We start from the raw sequence: 19,618 nt of genomic DNA, 5'->3' as shown, positions 1-19,618 counted from the left end.
CATGGCACAGACCGCTGACGCCGACGTCATCGTCATCGGGGCCGGCCTCGCCGGTCTCGTCACCGCCACCGAGCTCACCTCGGCCGGCCGCCACGTGCTCCTGATCGACGCCGAACCGAGAGCCTCGCTCGGAGGCCAGGCCTGGTGGTCCTTCGGCGGACTGTTCCTTGTCGGATCGCCGGAGCAGCGCCGCATGGGCGTCGACGACGACGTCGAGCTCGCGTTCGCGGACTGGCTCGGCTCGGCCGGTTTCGCCCCGGGGGCCGCCGACGGCGTCGGGCCGGATGCGCAGGGGTACGCCTGGGCGCGCGCGTTCGTCGAGTTCGCGGGCACCGACCTGCGGCCGTGGCTGCACGACCTCGGGGTGCGCTGGTTCCCGCTCGTCCAGTGGGCCGAACGCGGCGGCTACCTCGCCGACGGGCACGGCAACTCCGTGCCCCGGTTCCACGTCACGTGGGGCACCGGTCCGGGCGTGCTCGCGCCGTTCCTCGCCGCCGCCGCGCGGGCGCGCGAGGCGGGGCTGCTCGACGTGCGGTTCCGGCACCGGGCGGTCGGGTTCGAAGTGACGGACGGCGTCGTCGACGGCGTACGCGTCGAGATCCTCGCGCCCGACGACGCCGAGCGGGGCGCGCCCTCGTCCCGCGACGTCGTCCGCGAGGAGGTGCTGCGGGCCGGCGCCGTCGTCGTCGCCACCGGCGGGATCGGCGCGAACCACGACCTGGTCCGGGCGCAGTGGCCCACCGCGGCCGGGCGTCTGCCCGAGCGGATGCTCTCCGGGGTGCCGGACTCCACCGACGGCGTGCTGCAGACGGTCGCCGCGGACGCCGGCGCGGCGCTCGTGCACACCGACCGGATGTGGCACTACCCCGAGGGCATCACCAACCACTCCCCCGTGTGGAGCCGGCACGGCATCCGGATCCTCGCCGGGCCGTCGTCGCTGTGGCTGGACGCCGACGGGAACCGCCTCCCGCCGCCCCTGTTCCCCGGGTTCGACGCCCTCGGTGCGCTGCAGCACGTGACGGCGCGCGGCGACGACCACTCCTGGTTCGTGCTCAACAAGGCGATCATGGACACGGAGTTCGCGCTCTCCGGGTCCGAGCAGAACCCCGACCTCACGGGCAAGAGCGTGCGCCAGCTCGCGCAGAGGGTGCTGCCCGGGGCTGTCGGGCCCGTCGCGCGCTTCGCCGAGTCCTCGGACGAGTTCGTGTGGGCGCCCGACGCGGCCGAGCTCGCCGCGGGCATGAACGCGCTCACCGGCACGCCCCGGATCGACGCCGACGCGCTCGCCCGGACCATCGCGCTCCGCGACGCGCAGGTGCGTTCCGGGCTCGGGAAGGACCACCAGGTCGTCGCGACGGCGATGGCCCGTCGCTACCGCGTGGACCGGCTGATCCGGGTCGCGCCACCGCGGCCGCTGACGACGCCGAAGGACGGGCCGCTCCTCGCCGTCCGGCTCTCCGTGCTCACGCGCAAGACGCTCGGCGGGCTCCACACCGACGCCGCCGGGCGGGTCCTGCGCCCGGACGGCGAGGTGCTGCCGGGCCTGTGGGCGGTCGGCGAGGCTGCCGGGTTCGGCGGCGGCGGCATGCACGGGCACCGCGCGCTCGAGGGCACCTTCCTCGGCGGGTGCCTGTTCACCGGCCGCCTGGCGGGACGCGCTCTCGCGCGCGACAGCGCCTGACCTCGCCTCAGGCGCTGACGACGACCGAGCCGGCCGCCCTGTCGTGCACGCCGCGCCCCGAACCCCAGAACGCCGTCGCGGCACCCACAGCGATCAGGGGGTAGGTGAGCGTCGTCGCGGCGATGGTCAGCGGATCCCGTTCGTCGAAGCCGCCGAACGCGGCGCCCACCGCCACGGTGTGGCCGAGCTGCCACGGCACCGCGATCTTCACGACGTTGCGCACGAGGGCACGGCGGTACGACAGGCGACCGCCGCCGTCGTCGTCCACCACCTCCAGCCCCATCCGGCGCTTGCCCCACGTGGCCCCGGCCGTAGCTGCCTCCGCGTGGGCCGCCCACAGCGTCGCGACGATCGGCGGGACCGCGCTCATCGCGAGCACGGCGTTGCGGCTCGGCTCGCCGCGGGAGCGCACGAGGAGGCCCAGCGGCACGGTCGCGGCCGCCACGCCGAGGTAGCTCAGCGCGTCGAGCGCGTACGCCTTCGCCCGGCGGATCGCGAGCGGGTGCACGTCACGCCATCCGGAAGTCGTACTCCGCCGGCATGGGCTCGCCCGGGTGGACGAGCGCCCAGAGGTCGCTCAGCGACGTCTCGCCCTCCCGCAGATCGGGCACCACGACGCCGTCGGCGAGGATGCGCGCCGCCCGTTCGCTGTCCCCGGCGACGACGGCGGCGCGTGCCTCGAGGAGCCGGAGTCGGCCGTCGGGGTGGGGCGCGTCGTCGACGAACCGGAACGCACGGGTCGCGTCGCCGGCGTCGAGCGCGGCTGCCACCGCCTCGCGCCGGAGCGTCACCTGGTCCGAGGCGAGCGCCAGCGCCTGTGCGTACAGCTCGACGCAGGCGGCGTCGTCGCCGCGCTCCGCCGCCACGCGCGCCCGGCCCCGGAACGCCCAGGCGCTGGGGGCGTGCTCGTGCGACGCGGCGTAGAAAGCGTCAGCGGCGTCCACGTTCCCGACGGCGTGGGCCAGGACGCCCCGGTGGTACTCGCGCGCCCACGACGGCGGAACCTCGGCGAGCAAGCCGTCCCACCACTCGCCGGCGACGTACGACGGCGGTGGCGTCCCCGGGTCGGCGCCCGTCAGCAGGGCGTGGCCGCCGCCCGCCTCCGCGTCGGCCGCCTCGACGAGCGCGGACCACGGCTCCTGCTCGGGTCCGATGGTCGCGGCGTCGAACGGCGTCCCCACGCTGACGGCCCACGGCTGCCCGGCGTGCCGCCGCGCGCGAGCGTCCAGCGCACCCCAGCCGCTGCCGGCCGCGATGCTCGTCTCCGGCTCGGCGTCGGCCCACGTGGCCGCGTCGGCGAGCGCCGCCTCGAGGTCGTCGGGGCCGATCATCGCCGCCACCCGGTCGGCCACGTGCCCGACGGCGCCGGGCCAGCCGTCGTCGTGCGCTCGGCCGGCGTCCGCGGCGACGTCGCCGTACGCCTCCACCCACGACCACGACGCGCCCGCCGGCATCTCGAGGTGCTCGAACTGCGTGGGCGCGAGCCCGGCCTGGATCTCGAGGTAGTCACCGCCGCCGGGCGTGAGCCACCGCTGCCAGTGCCGGCCACCGGCGCCCGTGCCCCAGACGAAGAGCTTCCGTCCCCGCAGCCGCGACGTCGAGACCTGTGCGAGGCCGTGGCCGTCGGCGCCGACGGCCGCCACCCACGGGTGCGTGACGGCGTCGGGCACGTCGAAGAAGTAGTCGGCGGAGCGCGGGCTGCGCGTCGGCCAGGTCCGGTCGATCCCCTCGTGGACCGGGATCGGGACGGCGCGCACACCGCCGTCGTACGACGTCGCGAAGGCGTGATCCGCCGGGGCCAGCACCCGGACGTCGTCGGACTGCGGGACCGCTGCGTTGGACCACCAGTACATCGGGACGTCCGTCGCTTTCGGGTTCTGGATCCGCACGTGCACGAGCAGGGCTCGCGACGTGGGCGGTAGCCACGCATCGACCTGGTAGACCACGCCGCGCAGCCGCTCGAGCTCCCACATCCGGAGCACCGGAGTGCCGTCGGGGAGCGTGAACGAGGCCGTGTGCAGCGGTGCCATCGTGTGCGGCGAGTGCCCGCGCGTGCCGATGTTCCACTCGACGCCGCCCGCGAACCAGGCGTTGCGCAGGGCGAGGTTCGCGGGCTGGATCGTGGGCGGCGTGTGCAGCAGCTCGCGGCCCTCGGCGGTGCGCAGCGACCACAGGCGGCCGCCGAGACCGGGCAGGAACGTGGCGCTCAGGTGCGCGTTCGACAGCGTCACGGCTGTCAGGTCCGTCGGGGTCAGGTCGCGTCCGTACCGGCTCTGCACGAGGTACGGGTGCATCGAACGTGGCCGCCCGGCCGCGGCGCGACGGCGGATCGCGGGCGGGACGCCGTCGTCGATCGTGACCGGCACCTCGAGCAGGGCGTCGAGGAGGGGCAGCGAGTCCTCAGCCACCGTCGAGGTCAGGACCCGCGCCGGGCCGACCGTGAGGGTGCTGGGCGCCCCCGCCTGTGGCCGGTCGGCAAGGTCGCCACGCGCGCCATCGACGCGTTCGATCGTCATGCACGCACCCTACGGCCCGCGGACGGCGCCGGGCGCCCGCCCGTGCACGGCCGGGGAGCGGGCGGCCCGCTAGCATCGCCGCTCATGGGCAGACCGGCGGTGGACGCGCTCGACGTCGCCGGTTGCGAGCGCCTCTTCCGCCGACACGGCCTGCCCCTCCTCGTCGAGGGCCACACGGCCGGCCGGGACGTGTTCGGGCGGTCGGCGCCGTTCCTCGTGCTGGTGCTGCTGCTCGAGCTGTCCCGGTCCGTTCAGCTCGGCTGGCCGACCTGGGCGAACGTGCTCGCGCTCCTCGGGGCGCTCGCCGTCGTCATGGGCGGGTACGCGCTGCTCAACCTCGCACGCGGCCGGCCGTGGCGCACCCTCCCGCAGGCGGTCGACGTCCCCGAGCTCGCCTTCTTCGTGCTCGCGCCCGCGCTCGCGGCGCTCCTCTTCGGGGGTGACTGGCGAGGCGCGCTCGGCATCGCCGTCGGGAACCTGGTGCTCCTCGCGCTCGTGTGGCTGAGCGTCGGCTACGGGCTTCTCTCCACGCTGTGGTGGGGTCTCGCGCGGATCGCTGACGAGCTCGGCGCGTCGCTCCTGCGCCTCGTGCGACTGCTGCCGCTGCTGCTCGTGTTCTCGCTCGTGCTCTTCTTCACGACCGAGGTATGGCAGGTGTTCGACCACACCGGCGGAACCGCCGACGTCATCATCGGGGTGTTCTTCGCGCTCCTGGTCGTCGGCCTCGTCGCCTCGCACGCCCCGACGGAGGCGCGCCGCGCCGTCGCCGGGGCTACGGAGGGCGACGACGACGCCGTGCCGCTGCGTCGTTCCCAGCTCGCGAACGTCGCGGCGATGGTCGCCACGACCCAGCTGTTGCAGGTGATCGTCGTCAGCCTCGGGACCGGCCTGTTCTTCGTCGCCCTCGGGACGCTGACGGTGACGCCGGAGGTGCGCGGGCTGTGGGACGTGCAGGGCGGGTCGTGGGCCCTCGAGCTCGTGCTCGGCGACTCGGAGCTCGTGCTCGACCAGACGCTCGTACGCGTGGCGACGGCGCTCGCCACGTTCACCGGGCTGTACTACGCGATCAGCGCCCAGGTGGACGCCGTCTACCGGGCGGAGCTCGTCGACGGGATCGGCGCCCAGCTCGCCCGCGTCTTCGCCGTGCGCCGCCGCTACCTCGCGCTGCTGCGCGGCGCCGAGTCAGACGTCAGCGGTCGAGTCAGAGCTTCCGGCGGGTCTGACTCGACCGCTGAGGTCTGACTCGGCGGTTGAGATCTGACTCGGCGGTGATGCTCTACGCTCCCTGCATGAGGAAGACCGCGCTCGTCCAGCGCCAGTGGTGGCTGCCCTGACGGCGGCTACCTGACCTTCCCATCCCATCGGGCCGCCTCGCGAGGCGGCCCGTCGTGTTCTGGCACGGTCCCGGCCGTTGCGCGGGCGGTCCTCGTCTCGAGGAGCACGACATGAACCCCACCTCCCCCGCCACCGTCAGGACGACGGGCGCCGCGACCAGCGGCACGGCCGCCGCCGGCACCCGCACCCCAGCCACCGCCTCCGCCACAGGCACTCGCACCGCCGCCGCGTCCGCCGGAGGAACCGGCACCGTCCTCACCCGGGCGAGCGACGTCGTCGGCGACCACGCCGAGTCTCAACGTTCGTTGCTGCGCGCGCGGGCACGCAGCACCCAGCTCGAGGCCGAGATCGCCGCTGACGCGGGCCGGTTCCGGGTGCTCACCGGCGATCGGCCGACCGGGAGGCTGCACCTCGGCCACTACCTGGCCACGCTGCGCTCCCGGGTGCGCCTGCAGGAGCTCGGGGTGCGGACGTTCGTGGTCATCGCCGACTACCAGGTCATCACCGACCGCGACGCTCCCGGGCCGGTTCGCGATCGGGTGCTCGACCTCGTGGCCGACTACCTCGCGCTCGGTCTGGACCCGGGACGGACCACGATCTTCGCGCACTCGCAGGTGCCGGAGCTGAACGAGCTGATGCTGCCGTTCCTGTCGCTCGTCACGGACGCCGAGCTGCGGCGCAACCCGACCGTGAAGTCCGAGCTCGCGGACTCCGGCGGGCGGCCGTTCAGCGGGCTGCTGCTGACCTACCCGGTGCACCAGGCGGCGGACATCCTGTTCTGCGGAGCGAATCTCGTGCCCGTCGGGAAGGACCAGCTGCCGCACCTCGAGCTGGCCCGGACGATCGCGCGCCGGTTCGCCGAGCGGTACGGCGACGCCGGGCTCGTCGCGCCCGAGGCGCTGCTGACCGACGCTCCGCACGTGCTCGGCCTGGACGGGCGGAAGATGTCGAAGTCGCGCGGGAACGCCGTCGAGCTCGCGATGAGCGCCGACCAGACCGCGGCGCTCGTGCGCAGCGCCGTCACCGACCCTGATCGAGTCATCACGTTCGACCCGGTGCGGCGCCCGGAGGTGGCGAACCTGCTGCTGGTCGGGGCGCTGTGCAGCGGGCGGACGCCGACCGCGCTCGCCGAGGAGATCGGCGGCCGCGGTGCGGGGGCGCTCAAGACGTTCGTGACGGAGGCCGTGAACTCCGAGCTCGCGCCGCTGCGCCGTCGGCGGGCGGAGCTCGTCCGCGATCCCGGCGCGCTGCGTGAGGTGCTCCGGACCGGGAACGGCGTGGCGCGCGAGCTGGCCGCCGACACCCTGGCACGCGTCCACGCCGCCCTCGGGATGGTCTACTGACGCCGACCGACGCCCCGGTTCGGCCCGGCCCCGCTCCTCGCCCCGCCCGGCCCTGCCCAGCCCCGGCTCCGCTCCGCTCCTTGCCGCGCCCCGCCCTGCCCTGCCCAGCTCCGCTCCTCGACCCGCCCCGCCCCGCCGAGGTGCACTCTTCAGCTGAGTCAGACCCGAGGGTTTGAGTCAGTACCCCCGGAGGGTCTAACTCAGCCGCTCGGGTCTGACTCAGCCGCTGGGGTCCGACTCATGCGACTCTCGACGCCCCGGGCAGCCACCTCGCCGGAACGGATCCCTGGGTCAGCAGAGTCCGGCGCGTGCCGAGGCCGATGGCTCCCCGGACGCGGGCCACCAGAGCGTCGCGGTCCGCGAGGTCCGCCCAGACCACGTGAACGATCGTCCAGCCGAGGCCGTCCAGGACGCCGTCGCGCTTCTTCTCCGCGAGGATGTCAGCGCGTGCGTCCCGGCCGTCAGCGCCGTACTTGCCGACGCCGTCGAACTCGATGCCCACCTTGATGTCGTCCCACCCGAGGTCGACCCATAACGTTCCTCGTCCGGTGTGGATGTCGATCTGAACCCGCGGCGTCGGAAGGCCGGCCTGAACCACCGTGCACCGCGTCAAGGTCTCGCCCGGCGACTCGGAGTCGCCGTCCGCGAGCGCCAAGACGCGACGTGCTCGACGGATACCGCGATATCCCGCCCGCGCGTCGGTCATGGACACGATGAGGTCAGGATCTGCGCCGAGACGCAGCGCGGAGTCGGCGATGACGATCGCCTGCTCCTCGTCGAGCTCGCAGGCGCTGTCGACGACCGTCCGTTCGAGCGACGTCACGGGTAGTCCCGCGACGGTGGTGCGGCTGTCCGGCGGCAGCGCGGAACAATGACGGCGCAGCAGCGGGTCGGCTCGTCTGCCCGCCTTTGGAACACCTGACTGCGTGACGTGCACCGCCGGGCCGAGGCGCCAGGTCCAGCACCCGTGGAGGAGCGCGGCGCTCGAATGGCTGAACGCGAAGTCGGTCGCCAGACGTTCGGCCACGGCGCGAATCCGTATGAGGTGCTCCTGCTCCCGACGCTCCGCAACTCCGGTACCACCCGCCGGCGGAAGGTAGATACCGCGGCGCACTCGCCGCAGCGATCCGGCGCGGACCGCTTCCCGGATCGCCGGGCGGCGGTCCTCCGTGTATCGGACGGCGTCAGGTGGGCACCGCGCGCTCAGGAGAAGCTCGCGTCGGGCTCCGACCACCGAACCCGGGTCGGACCGCGTCGGAGCCGCTGGTCGCGGGTCGAGGTCTCCAGGCATCGACCCAGCATGCGCGGGCTGACGTCGTCGCCTGGAGCGCGGCGCCCCGACCTGTGGACAGGTTCATTCGCCCGTGCCACTGGGGACAAGTCGTCGACTGCGGCGACCCCCCGCGAGTCAGACCCCAGCGGTTGAGTCAGTCCCTCCGGAGGGTCTGACTCGACCGCTGGGGTCTGACTCGCGAGGCGGGGCGGGGGCGGGGGGTGGCGAAGGGCAGGAGGCGGGGCGGGGGGGCTAAGGGCTGGCAGCGGGAAGGGGGCTGGCAGCGGGAGGGGCCGGCGTCAGGCGGCGTTGACGACGAGCCCCAGTTCGGTCGCCCCGGCGAGCCCCTCGTGCCGCGGCACCACACGCACCCCGTACCCGAACGCCCCCGGCCGCTCGAGCGCGACGGTCGCCGAGAACTGGTGCCGCCCCGCCTCGTAGGACTCGGTGTGCGCGAGGGAGAGCGTCCCGAACGAGGTGAGCTCGTCGTTCTCGCCCACGCGTCCGTACGTCACCTGCACGTCGACGTCGCTCGGCGCGAGGTCGCCCAGCGACACGAACGCCCGCACGGTCACGGCGTCGCCCACGCGAGGTGCCTGGTCCGCCCCCTCGGTCTCCACGTGGTCGACCCGGACAGCCGGCCACCCGGCACGCACCCGCTCCTTCCACGCGGCGAGCGCCACGGCGCCGGCGTGACCGGTCCCGTCCATCGCCCTCGCGTCGAGCGCCGTCGGCGCGTACAGCTGCTCCACGTAGTCGGCCACCATGCGGGTGGCCTGCACCTTGGGCCCGAGCGTCGCGAGCGTGTGCCGCACCATCTCGAGCCAGTGGCGCGGCAACCCGTCCGCGTCGCGGTCGTAGAACCGGGGCACGACCGTGCCCTCGAGCAGCTCGTACAGCGCTGCCGCCTCGAGGTCGTCCCGCCGCTCCGGGTCCTCGACGCCGTCCGCCGTCGGGATCGCCCAGCCGTTCTGCCCGTCGAACCACTCGTCCCACCAGCCGTCCAGGATCGACAGGTTGAGCGCCCCGTTGAGCGCGCACTTCATCCCGGACGTGCCGGAGGCCTCGAGCGGACGCAGCGGGTTGTTGAGCCACACGTCGCACCCCGGCATGAGCACCTGGGCCATCGCGATGTCGTAGTTCGGGAGGAAGACGATGCGCTCCCGGACTCGCTCGTCGTCGGCGAACTGCACGAACTTCTGGATGAGGCCCACGCCCTGCTCGTCGGCGGGGTGCGACTTGCCGGCCACCACGATCTGGATCGGACGGTCCGGGTCCAGCAGGAGCCGGGTCAGCCGCTCCGGGTCGCGCAGCATGAGCGTGAGGCGCTTGTACGTCGGCACGCGCCGCGCGAACCCGATCGTCAGCACGTCGGGGTCGAGGACGTCGTCCACCCAGCCGAGCTCGGCGGGCGACGCTCCCCTGTCGCTCCAGGACCTGCGCACCCGCTCCCGCGCGTCGTGCACGAGGCGCGCGCGCATCCGGCCGCGCTCGGACCACAGCCGCCCGTCCGAGACGCCGCCGGCGTCCTCGCCGCGCAGCCACCCCGCACCCGAGGCCGCGTCAGCGCCGAACTGCTCCTGCGCCGCGCCGGCGAACTCCGGGTCGGTCCACGTCGGGCCGTGCACGCCGTTCGTCACCGACGCGATCGGCACCTCGGCCGCGTCGAAGCCCGGCCACAGCACCGAGAACATCTCGCGGCTCACGGCGCCGTGCAGAAGCGAGACGCCGTTGGCGCGCTTCGCGAGCCGCAGCCCCATCACCGCCATGTTGAAGACCGTCGGGTCGCCGCCGTCGTAGTCCTCCGCGCCGAGGGCGAGCACCTCGTCCACCGGGACCCCCGGCAGCTCCGAGGCCCCGCCGAGGTAGGAGCGCACGAGGTCGACGCCGAACCGGTCGATCCCCGCCGGCACGGGCGTGTGCGTGGTGAAGACGGTCCCGGCGCGCACCGCCTCGCGCGCCGCGGCGAACGACGTGCCCTCCAGCTCGACGATCTCGCGGATGCGCTCGACGCCGAGGAATCCGGCGTGCCCCTCGTTGGCGTGGTAGACCTCCGGCTCGGGCGCGCCGGTCAGCCGCGAGAAGAGCCGCAGCGCCCGGACGCCACCGATGCCCAGCAGGAGCTCCTGCTGGAGCCGGTGCTCGGACGTGCCGCCGTACAGCCGGTCGGTGACGCGCCGAGCGGCGTCGTCGTTCCCCGCGACGTTCGAGTCGAGCAGGAGCAGCGGCACCCGGCCGACGTCGGCCCGCCACACCTGGGCGCGCAGCGTGCGGCCGCCCGGCAGGGGGACCTCGATCGTGGCCAGCGTGCCGTCGTCCTCACGCAGAGCGGTGAGCGGCAGGTTGTCCGGGTCGAGGACCGGGTACGTCTCGTGCTGCCAGCCGTCCCGGGTGAGCGACTGCTTGAAGTAGCCGGCGCCGTACAGGAGGCCGACGCCGACGATCGGCACGCCGAGGTCGGAGGCGCTCTTGAGGTGGTCGCCGGCCAGGATCCCGAGGCCGCCCGAGTACTGAGGCAGGACCGCGGTGATGCCGAACTCGGCGGAGAAGTATGCGATGGCCCTCGGAGGCCCGTCGCCGCGGTCGGCTCCCGAGCTCCCGTCCGCACCCTCGGGCGCCAGCGACTGGTACCAGCGCGGCATCGTGAGATAGGCGCGGAGGTCGTCGGCGGCCGCGTGGACGCGCGCGACGACGTCGGGGTCGGCAGCGAGCGCGGCGAGGCGCTCCGGGCTCACGGCACCCAGCAGCGCCACGGGGTCCGAGCGGACCGCCGCCCACGCCTGGGGGTCGATCGAGGCGAAGAGCTCGCGGGTCGGCGCGTGCCAGGACCAGCGCAGGTTGCGGGCCAGCTCGTCGAGCGGGGCGAGGGGTTCGGGGAGCACGGTGCGGACGGTGAATCGGCGGAAGGCTCTCACGCCGAGCGAGTCTAGCCCGCGACCTGCAACAGTTGCGACGCTTTGCGCAACCCGGGCGGCGGCTCGCCGATGAACAGTTCGCGCTGCCCGGCCGGTGGCCTCCGTCTAGGTTCGACGTGTGAGCGTGACTCAGCAACCGACCCCGGCGCCGCCCGCACCGATCGGCCGCATCCCCGTGATCGGCGTGAGCCCCGTGGTCGAGGGTGGGCGATGGCCGGCGAAGGCGGTGGTCGGCGAGGCCGTGCCGATCGGCGCCACCGTGTTCCGGGAGGGGCACGACGCCGTCGCCGCCACCGCCGTGCTCGTCGCCCCCGACGGCAGCGACCACGCGAGCGCGCGGATGCGCGACGTCTCCCCCGGGAACGACCGGTACGAGGTGCTGCTGGTCCCGGACGCCGAGGGCGACTGGGGCTTTCGCGTCGAGGGCTGGTCGGACCCGTACGGGACGTGGAGCCACGACGCCGGCGTCAAGGTTCGCGCCGACGTCGACACCGAGCTCATGCTCACCGAGGGCGCGCTCCTGCTGGAGCGGGCGGCCGCGCGCCGCGGCCTCCCCCGGCCGGTGGCGCGAGCCCTGCGCGACGCCGTCCAGGGCCTGCGCGACGAGAGCCGGCCACCGCTCGCCCGGCTCGCCGCCGGGCTGTCGCCGGAGGTCGAGGCCGCGCTCGCCGAGCACCCGGTGCGCGAGTTCGTGAGCGCGAGCGCCACCTACCCGCTCGTCGTGCACCGCGAGCGCGCCCTGTACGGGGCGTGGTACGAGATGTTCCCCCGCTCCGAGGGCGCGGTGCGCGACGAGGCGAGCGGCCGGTGGACCTCCGGGACGCTGCGCACCGCGGCGCAGCGGCTGCCCGCGATCGCGGAGATGGGCTTCGACGTCGTCTACCTCACGCCCGTCCACCCGATCGGCACGACGAACCGGAAGGGCCGCAACAACACCCTCGAGGCGCTGCCGGGCGACCCCGGCTCGCCCTACGGCATCGGCGCTCCCGAGGGCGGCCACGACGCGATCCACCCGGACCTGGGTTCGTTCGACGACTTCGACCACTTCGTGACGACGGCGCGGGGGTGCGGCCTCGAGGTGGCCCTCGACCTCGCACTGCAGGCGTCGCCCGACCACCCGTGGGTGACGGCGCACCCCGAGTGGTTCACGACGCGTGCCGACGGCTCCATCGCCTACGCCGAGAACCCGCCGAAGAAGTACCAGGACATCTACCCGCTGAACTTCGACAACGACCCGGAGGGGATCTACGACGCCGTCCTCGCGGTCCTGCGCGTGTGGATGGACCACGGCGTCACGGCGTTCCGGGTCGACAACCCGCACACAAAGCCGCTCCCGTTCTGGGAGCGCTTGTTGGCCGAGGTCCGGCGCGAGCGGCCCGACGTGCTGTTCCTCTCCGAGGCGTTCACCCGGCCGGCGATGATGCGCACGCTCGCCACGATCGGGTTCCACCAGTCGTACACGTACTTCACCTGGCGACACTCCAAGTCCGAGCTGGCGGACTACCTGACCGAGCTGTCGCACACGACGTCCGACGTGCTCCGCCCCAGCCTGTGGCCGACGACGCACGACATCCTCACGCCGTTCATGCAGTCCGGCGGCGTGACGGCGTTCGCGATCCGGGCCGTCCTCGCCGCGACCGGTGCACCGACGTGGGGCATCTACTCCGGGTACGAGCTCGCCGAGTCCGTCGCCCGGCCCGACGCGCAGGAGCAGATCGACAACGAGAAGTACGAGTACCGGCCCCGGGACTGGGAGCGCGCCGAGAGCCTCGGGATCGCCCGCCTCATCACGATGCTCAACCGGATCCGCCGCGACCACCCGGCGCTGCAGCGCCTGCGGAACCTCACGATCCATCCGACGAGCGACGACGCGACGCTCGCGTTCAGTCGCCATCTCGACGCCGCGCACTCGCCCACCGGTCGCGCCGACACGGTGGTCGTCGTCGTCAACCTCGACCCGTACACGACGCGGGAGTCCATGGTGTATCTGGACGTGGCCGCCCTCGGGCTCGGGAGCGAACCGGGCCGGGACGGCGGCCGGTTCGCCGTGCACGACGAGCTGTCCGACGCCACCTACGTGTGGGGCGCGGAGGCGTTCGTGCGGCTCGACCCGCGCGTCGCGTGCGCCCACGTCCTGCACGTGAGGCCCGCGTGACGTCCGCTCCCGACGGCCGCACGGACGGCGACTGGTACCGGACGGCTGTCTTCTACGAGGTGCTGCTGCGCTCGTTCTCGGACTCGAACGCCTCGGGCGCGGGCGACCTGCGCGGCCTCTCGAGCCGGCTCGACCACCTCGAGTGGCTCGGGGTCGACTGCCTGTGGCTGCCCCCGTTCTACCCGTCGCCGCTGCGCGACGGGGGCTACGACGTCGCCGACTACACGGCCGTCGCGCCGGAGTACGGCACGCTCGAGGACGTCCGCGACCTCGTGGCGGAGGTCCACGCCCGGGGCATGCGCGTCGTCGTCGACCTCGTCATGAACCACACGAGCGACGCGCACCCGTGGTTCCAGGCCTCCCGCTCGCACCCCGACGGCCCGTACGGCGACTTCTACGTGTGGCGACAGGACAACACCGGCTACCCCGACGCGCGGATCATCTTCGTCGACACGGAGACGTCGAACTGGACGTTCGACCCGGTGCGCCGGGAGTACTTCTGGCACCGGTTCTTCTCGCACCAGCCGGACCTCAACTTCGCCAACCCGAAGGTCAAGGAGGCGATGTTCGACGTCGTCCGGTTCTGGCTCGGGACGGGCGTCGACGGGTTCCGCCTCGACGCCGTCCCGTACCTCTTCGAGGAGGAGGGCACGAACTGCGAGAACCTGCCGGCCACGCACGCGTTCCTCGCCGAGCTGCGGGCGATGGTCGACGCCGAGGCGCCCGGCACGCTGCTGGTCGCGGAGGCGAACCAGTGGCCGGGTGAGGTCGTCGAGTACTACGGCACGCCCGAGGCGCCGGAGTGCCACATGTGCTTCCACTTCCCGGTGATGCCGCGGATCTTCTACGCGCTGCGCGACCAGCGCGCGACGAGCATCGTCGACATCCTCGCCGACACGCCGGACGTCCCCGACGGCGCCCAGTGGGGCACGTTCCTGCGCAACCACGACGAGCTCACGCTCGAGATGGTGTCGACCGAGGAACGCGCCGCGATGTACGGCTGGTACGCGGAGGACCCGCGGATGCGCGCGAACGTGGGGATCCGCCGGCGGCTCGCACCGCTGCTCGGCAACTCGCGCGCCGAGATCGAGCTGGCGCACGCGCTGCTGCTCTCGCTGCCGGGCAGCCCGTTCCTGTACTACGGCGACGAGATCGGCATGGGCGACAACATCTGGCTGCCCGACCGCGACGGCGTGCGCACCCCGATGCAGTGGACGCCGGACCGCAACGCCGGCTTCTCGACCGCTGACCCCGGGAAGGTCCACCTGCCGCTCGTCCAGTCGCTCGTCCACCACTACGCCGCCGTCAACGTCGAAGCGCTGACGGCCCAGTCGACGTCGCTCCTGCACTGGCTCCGGGGCATGCTCGAGGTCCGTCGGCGGCACCCGGTGTTCGGGCGCGGCGACCACGAGGCGCTCGCCAGCGACAACGACGCCGTCCTCGCGTTTCTGCGCCGCGACGAGAGCGAGACCGTGCTGTGTGTCGCGAACCTCGCGAACACGCCCCGCTCCGCCGTCATCCGCGTGCCGGGAGTGCCCCACGCGCGGCTGACCGACGTGTTCGGCGGCGCCGCGTTCCCGCCCGTCGTCCCGCTCGACGGCGACCCCGACGACGCCGAGCACGCGGGGGTGGGTGCCGTGGTGATCACCCTCGGGTCGCGGGACTTCTTCTGGCTCCAGCTGGAGGCCGTGCATGGCTGAGATCCACCGGACCACGCTCACGCCGTCGAAGGTCGAGCTGCTCACCGCCTGGCTGCCGCGCCAACGCTGGTACCGCTCCGCCGGCGTCCCACCCGTGCTGACGCGGCGCGGCGGCTTCCGGCTGGACGACCCGGCCGGGCGCGTCGGCGTCGAGATCCTCGTGGTGAGCGACGACGCCGCGGCGGCCGACGGCGGCCCGTCCGTCACGTACCAGGTGCCCCTCACGTATCGCGACTCCCCGCTCCCCGGCGCCGAGCACGCGCTCGTCGGGACGTCCGAGCACGGCGTGCTGGGCACGCGGTACGTCTACGACGCCCCGCACGACCCCGTGTACGTCGCGCAGCTGCTCGCGCTCCTGGCGGGCCGCGTCGGCGCGCAGGCGCAGAGCCTCAGCGACACGCCCGACCCCCGGTTCCAGGGGCACGCCGTCACGGCGGGGGCCCTGGACCTCGCGAGCAGCCGGGTGCTCACGGGCGAGCAGTCCAACACGTCCGTCGTCTGCGAGATCACGGACGACGACGACGCCCGGTCGAGCGCCGTCGTCGTCAAGCTGTTCCGCACGTTGGCCGCCGGCGAGAACCCCGACGTCGGCGTGACCGCCGCGCTCACCGCGCAGTCCTCGCCGCACGTCCCGCCCGTGGTCGGCTACGTCGACGGGCCGTGGACGGACGCGTCGACGGGCGACGAGGTGCGGGGCGACCTCGCCGTCGCCCAGGAGTTCGTGCCGGGAGCGCAGGACGCGTGGACCCTCGCGCTCCGGGCGGCGAGGGCCGGCGACGATTTCACCCAGCAGGCGCGCGACCTCGGGACCATGACGGCCGGCCTGCACGCCGACCTGGCGCGCGCTCTCGGCGTCACGCCGACCGACGACGCCGCCCGGGCGTGGGTCGCCACGTCCATGCGGGACCGGCTCGCCGAGGCGGTCGCCGCGGACCCCCCTCTCGCCTCCCGGCGCGGCGCGATCGAGGCGCGGCTGGCGGCATTCGCCGCGGCGCCGTGGCCGGACCTGCAGCGGGTCCACGGCGACCTCCACCTCGGCCAGGTGCTCCGTGCCACGGCTCCCGACGGGAGCGCCGCCGGGACCTGGGTCGCCGTCGACTTCGAGGGCGAACCGCTGCGGCCGCTCGCCGAGCGCGCACGGCCGGACCTGGCGCTGCGGGACGTCGCCGGGATGCTCCGGTCGTTCGACTACGCCGCGGCTGAGGCACCCGAGGACACCTGGGCGTCGGCGGCCCGCGCGGCGTTCCTCGACGGCTACCGGAGCGCGAGCGGTCTCGATCTCGCCGCCGCCCAGACGCTGCTCGGCGCGCTGGAGCTCGACAAGGCCGTGTACGAGCTGACGTACGAGCTGCGGCACCGCCCCGACTGGGCCTGGATCCCCCGCGCCGCGATCGAGCGCCTCCTCGCCTGACCACGCCTCCCGACGTGCCGAGCGCCCCCGCAGCCCACGCCCGACCCCGGGCGCACGCTCGCGCTCGCAGTGGTTGGGTAGGGCCATGAGCACGGAGCCGGCGACCCCGTCCCCCGCCCCGGTCGAGCCCAGCAGGCTGCGCGCCGTCGCCCGCGGCGAGTCGCCGACACCCCACGACGTGCTCGGCGCCCACCTGGCGCCGTCGTCGGACGGCACCCAGACCGTCGTGACCGTCCGGACCCGCCGCCCGCTGGCCGACGACGTGGCGGTCCTCGTGGGTGACGAGCGCCACCCGGCCCGGCACGAGCTCGAGGGCGTCTGGGTCGCGGCCTTCACCGCGCCCGACGGCGAGGCGGTTCCCGACTACCGCGTGGAGGTCACCTACGGGGAGGCGACGCAGGTCGTCGACGACCCGTACCGCTTCCTCCCCACGCTCGGCGACGTGGACCTGCACCTCATCGGCGAGGGCAGGCACGAACGCCTCTGGGAGGCGCTAGGTGCGCACGTCCAGCGCTTCGACTCGGTGCGGGGCGAGGTCCGCGGGACGTCGTTCGCCGTGTGGGCGCCGAACGCCCGCGCCGTCCGCGTCGTCGGCGACTTCAACGGCTGGGACGGCACCGGCTCCTCGATGCGTTCGCTCGGGGCCTCGGGCGTGTGGGAGGTGTTCCTGCCCGGTGTCGGGGCGGGCGCGAGGTACAAGTTCGAGATCCTGACCGGTGCCGGCACCTGGCACCAGAAGGCGGACCCGCTCGCCCGCGCCACCCAGGTCCCGCCGGAGACGGCGTCGGTCGTCACCGAGTCGTCGTACACCTGGTCCGACGACGACTGGCTCGAGGGCCGAGCCGCCGCCGACGCGCACACCGGCCCGATGAGCGTCTACGAGGTCCACCTCGGCTCGTGGAAGCAGGGGCTCGACTACCGCGAGCTCGCCGAGCAGCTCGTCGAGTACGTGACGTGGCTGGGGTTCACGCACGTCGAGCTGCTCCCGGTGATGGAGCACCCGTTCGGCGGGTCGTGGGGGTACCAGGTCACGTCGTACTACGCGCCGACCGCGAGGTTCGGCGACCCCGACGACCTCCGCTACCTCATCGACCGGCTCCACGCGGCGGGCATCGGCGTCATCCTCGACTGGGTGCCGGCACACTTCCCCAAGGACGACTGGGCGCTCGCCCGCTTCGACGGCACGTCCCTGTACGAGGACCCCGACCCGCTCCGCGGCGAGCAGCCGGACTGGGGCACGTACGTCTTCAACTTCGGCCGGCGCGAGGTGCGCAACTTCCTCGTCGCCAACGCGCTGTACTGGCTCACGGAGTTCCACGTCGACGGGCTCCGCGTCGACGCCGTGGCCGCGATGCTCTACCTCGACTACTCACGCAAGCCCGGCGAGTGGCGGCCCAACGTGCGCGGCGGCCGGGAGAACCTCGAGGCGATCGCGTTCCTCCAGGAGACGAACGCGACGGCGTACCGCACCGCCCCCGGGATCGTGATGATCGCCGAGGAGTCGACGGCGTTCCCAGGCGTCACGACACCGACCTCGGCGGGCGGCCTGGGGTTCGGCCTCAAGTGGAACATGGGCTGGATGCACGACGCGCTCACCTACCTCGCCCAGGAGCCGATCAACCGGCGCTACCACCACGGCGAGCTGACGTTCTCGCTCGTGTACGCGTTCTCGGAGCAGTTCGTGCTCCCGCTCAGCCACGACGAGGTCGTCCACGGCAAGGGCTCCCTCTACGGCAAGATGCCGGGCGACGACTGGCAGCGGCTCGCGGGCGTCCGGGCCCTGTTCGCCTACCAGTGGTCGCACCCCGGCAAGCAGCTGCTGTTCATGGGCGGCGAGTTCGCGCAGGTCAGCGAGTGGGCGGAGTCCCGCAGCCTGGACTGGTGGCATCTCGACGACGCCGGTCATCGGGGCGTCGCGGAGCTCGTCCGCCGGCTCAACGCCGTGTACGCGGCCCGCCCCGCGCTGTGGCGGCAGGACTTCACCCCGCACGGCTTCGCGTGGCTCGAGGCGAGCGACGGCGACCACAACGTGCTGGTCTACCAGCGGACGGCCGCCGCCACGGACGACGACGGCGCCGACACCGTCGTCGTGATCGTGAACTTCGCGGGCACGCCGCACGAGGACTACCGCGTCCCGCTCCCCCACGGGGGCGACTGGGTGGAGCTCGTCAACACCGACGCCGCCGAGTACGGCGGATCCGGCGTCGGGAACCTGGGGAAGGTGCGCGCCGACGCCGGGCCGTACCACGGGCGGGAGCACTCGGCCCTCCTGCGGGTCCCCCCGCTCGGCGCGCTCTGGCTGGCGCCCGCGCCCTGACGTCGGGCGAGGCCGCGAGCCGTCCTCAGAACAGCGCGGAGGCGAGCGCGCGCCGCGCCCGCTGGAGCTCCGGCGCCGCCGGATCCGTCAGCGCGAAGAGGTCGAGGAGCCGGGTCCGCGCTCGGTCCCGGTCCGCCTCCGACGTCGCCCGCACGACGGCGATCAGCCGGTCGAACGCGGCCTCGGCCCGCCCGGCCCCGAACTCCACGTCCGCGGCGGCCAGGTGCGCGTCGACGTCGGTCGGCGGTGCGGCGTCGGCCGCCGCGAGCACGGACGCCGGGTCGGCGTCGCCCACGCGGGCCATGAGCTCGACCTGCCCGAGGCCTGCCTTGGCGTCGGCGTCCGCGGGGTTCTCGGCGAGGGCGTCGCGGTAGGCCTGAGCCGCGGCGTCGAGATCCCCGCGTTCGATCGCGTCGTACGCCGCGGCGTGCAGCGGCGGAAGCTCCGGCTCCGCGGGCTCCGGCTCCTCCTCCGCCGGCTCCTCGCCGACGTCGACCCGCCCGGTCACGCCGTTCTCGGCCGCGACCCGCAGCAGCTCGTCGAGCACCTGACGCACCTGCGCCTCCGGGTACGCGCCCTGGAACAGCGGGACGGGCTGCCCCTTGATGATGGCGACCACGCTGGGGATCGCCTGCACCTGGAACGCCTGCGCGATCTGAGGGTTCGCGTCCACCTCGACCCGCGCCAGCAGGAAGCGGCCGCCGTACGCCGTCGCGAGCTGCCGCAGCAGCGCGGAGAGCTGCGCACTCGCCTCGGCCCGACCCGACCAGAGGTCGACGACCACCGGCACGTCGGTCGACCGCTGGATCAGGTCGCCGAACGTCGCCTCGGACACCTCGACGACCACGCCGCCGTCGGCGATCGCGGCGTCGGCGCCCTCCGCACCCGGCGCCGGGCGCGGCGCCCGCAGCCCGGAGAGGTCGACGGCGCCACGCAGGTTGATCTGGGGAGGTTGACTCATCGGGGCTCCTC

At 73.9% G+C, this 19,618-nt stretch carries 12 protein-coding genes; 7 read left to right on the top strand and 5 right to left on the bottom strand.

Annotated features, from left to right (window positions below):
* The first annotated feature begins 1 nt into the window (after position 1).
* Positions 2 to 1,681, top strand: a complete 1,680-nt coding sequence (locus BCAV_RS06760) for an FAD-binding dehydrogenase (protein WP_015881843.1) — start codon at positions 2 to 4, stop codon at positions 1,679 to 1,681.
* A 7-nt stretch (positions 1,682 to 1,688) separates the two neighbouring features.
* On the opposite strand, the gene BCAV_RS06755 is transcribed toward BCAV_RS06760, so the two are convergent.
* Positions 1,689 to 2,189 (bottom strand): RDD family protein, encoded by a 501-nt coding sequence (locus BCAV_RS06755; protein ID WP_015881842.1) that lies wholly within the window; start codon positions 2,187 to 2,189, stop codon positions 1,689 to 1,691.
* 1 nt (position 2,190) lies between these two features.
* The gene (locus BCAV_RS06750; RefSeq protein WP_015881841.1) at positions 2,191 to 4,197 is read right to left on the bottom strand and encodes a DUF5107 domain-containing protein; all 2,007 of its coding nucleotides are present in this window, start codon (positions 4,195 to 4,197) and stop codon (positions 2,191 to 2,193) included.
* Between the two features lie 84 nt (positions 4,198 to 4,281).
* On the opposite strand from BCAV_RS06750, the gene BCAV_RS06745 reads away from it, so the two are divergent.
* The gene (locus tag BCAV_RS06745; RefSeq protein ID WP_015881840.1) at positions 4,282 to 5,439 is read left to right on the top strand and encodes a hypothetical protein; all 1,158 of its coding nucleotides are present in this window, start codon (positions 4,282 to 4,284) and stop codon (positions 5,437 to 5,439) included.
* A gap of 203 nt (positions 5,440 to 5,642) precedes the next feature.
* Complete coding sequence (gene trpS / locus BCAV_RS06740; protein WP_015881839.1) at positions 5,643 to 6,875, top strand: tryptophan--tRNA ligase; 1,233 nt, start codon at positions 5,643 to 5,645, stop codon at positions 6,873 to 6,875.
* Between the two features lie 238 nt (positions 6,876 to 7,113).
* Here the strand turns inward: trpS and BCAV_RS21535 are convergent, their stop codons facing one another.
* Together BCAV_RS21535 and glgP are read right to left on the bottom strand one after the other, a co-directional pair.
* A complete protein-coding gene (locus BCAV_RS21535; RefSeq protein ID WP_015881838.1) occupies positions 7,114 to 7,902 on the bottom strand; it encodes a hypothetical protein in 789 nt (262 codons plus the stop codon).
* A 545-nt stretch (positions 7,903 to 8,447) separates the two neighbouring features.
* Positions 8,448 to 11,063 (bottom strand): alpha-glucan family phosphorylase, encoded by a 2,616-nt coding sequence (gene glgP / locus BCAV_RS06730; protein ID WP_015881837.1) that lies wholly within the window; start codon positions 11,061 to 11,063, stop codon positions 8,448 to 8,450.
* Positions 11,064 to 11,181: 118 nt separating this feature from the next.
* Between glgP and BCAV_RS22490 the strand changes: the two genes are divergently transcribed.
* The 4 genes from BCAV_RS22490 (at position 11,182) to glgB (ending at position 18,646) form a co-directional block, all read left to right on the top strand.
* A complete protein-coding gene (locus tag BCAV_RS22490; protein ID WP_015881836.1) occupies positions 11,182 to 13,218 on the top strand; it encodes an alpha-1,4-glucan--maltose-1-phosphate maltosyltransferase in 2,037 nt (678 codons plus the stop codon).
* Positions 13,215 to 14,918: a maltose alpha-D-glucosyltransferase gene (treS, locus tag BCAV_RS22485; protein WP_015881835.1), complete on the top strand. Its 1,704-nt coding sequence runs from the start codon at positions 13,215 to 13,217 to the stop codon at positions 14,916 to 14,918. The genes BCAV_RS22490 and treS overlap by 4 nt, the downstream gene beginning before the upstream one ends.
* Positions 14,911 to 16,329 carry a maltokinase N-terminal cap-like domain-containing protein gene (locus BCAV_RS06715; RefSeq protein WP_015881834.1) on the top strand — a complete coding sequence of 473 codons (1,419 nt, stop codon included), beginning with the start codon at positions 14,911 to 14,913 and terminating at the stop codon, positions 16,327 to 16,329. Before treS ends, BCAV_RS06715 begins: the two co-directional genes overlap by 8 nt.
* A gap of 85 nt (positions 16,330 to 16,414) precedes the next feature.
* Entirely contained in the window at positions 16,415 to 18,646 is a 2,232-nt protein-coding gene (gene glgB / locus BCAV_RS06710) for a 1,4-alpha-glucan branching protein GlgB (protein WP_015881833.1), read from the top strand.
* A 25-nt stretch (positions 18,647 to 18,671) separates the two neighbouring features.
* Here the strand turns inward: glgB and BCAV_RS06705 are convergent, their stop codons facing one another.
* On the bottom strand, positions 18,672 to 19,607 hold the full coding sequence (locus BCAV_RS06705; RefSeq protein WP_015881832.1) for a tetratricopeptide repeat protein: 936 nt from the start codon (positions 19,605 to 19,607) through the stop codon (positions 18,672 to 18,674).
* Positions 19,608 to 19,618: the final 11 nt, after the last annotated feature.

The sequence above is a fragment of the Beutenbergia cavernae DSM 12333 genome, from assembly GCF_000023105.1.
GTDB classification, from domain to species: domain Bacteria; phylum Actinomycetota; class Actinomycetes; order Actinomycetales; family Beutenbergiaceae; genus Beutenbergia; species Beutenbergia cavernae.
Note: the sequence above shows the minus strand (reverse complement) of the source record. Positions and strands in the feature narration are given on the sequence as shown.